Origin of the sequence: Actinomadura napierensis (assembly GCF_039529375.1) — a bacterium.
Classification (GTDB): Bacteria; Actinomycetota; Actinomycetes; order Streptosporangiales; family Streptosporangiaceae; genus Spirillospora; species Spirillospora napierensis.
In genome coordinates this window covers 1-517 of the sequence record NZ_BAAAMR010000437.1, presented here as the reverse complement: position 1 = coordinate 517, position 517 = coordinate 1, and the positions used below count along the sequence as shown (strand labels likewise).

Sequence of the window (517 nt, the reverse complement as noted above, 5' to 3'; positions counted from 1 at the left end):
AAACAGGGCTTTCCAAAGAACAATTAAAATTTGCAGTTGATTTATTAAAAACATTAAAGCCTTATCCAGGCATGGATTTTGAAAAGCAAGAATCAGAGTATCAAATTCCTGACGTAGTCGTTGCCAAGAAGGACTTGCATTGGCAAGTTCAGTTAAACCCTGATGTGATGCCAAAATTAAGAATCAATTCTTTTTATTCGAGTATGATTCGTAGGGCAGATCAAAGTGATGATAATTTATACCTACGTAATCAAATGCTTGAGGCTAAAAATTTTATAAAAAGTATTGATGAACGGCACAAAACATTATTAAAAGTTGCGACTTGTATTGTTGAGCATCAAAAAGCATTTCTTGAAATAGGTCCCGAAGCAATGAAACCTTTAGTACTAAGGGATGTTGCAGAAGAAGTAGAATTACATGAGTCGACCGTTTCTCGCGTTACAACAAATAAGTATATGCTTACTCCACGTGGACTTTTTGAGTTGAAATACTTCTTTTCTAGTCATGTGGGGACAAC

General features: G+C 35.0%; 1 protein-coding gene. It reads left to right on the top strand.

The features are described 5' to 3' along the window. A partial coding sequence (locus ABD296_RS50360) for an RNA polymerase factor sigma-54 (RefSeq protein WP_455363896.1) occupies positions 1-517 on the top strand: 517 nt, incomplete at both ends.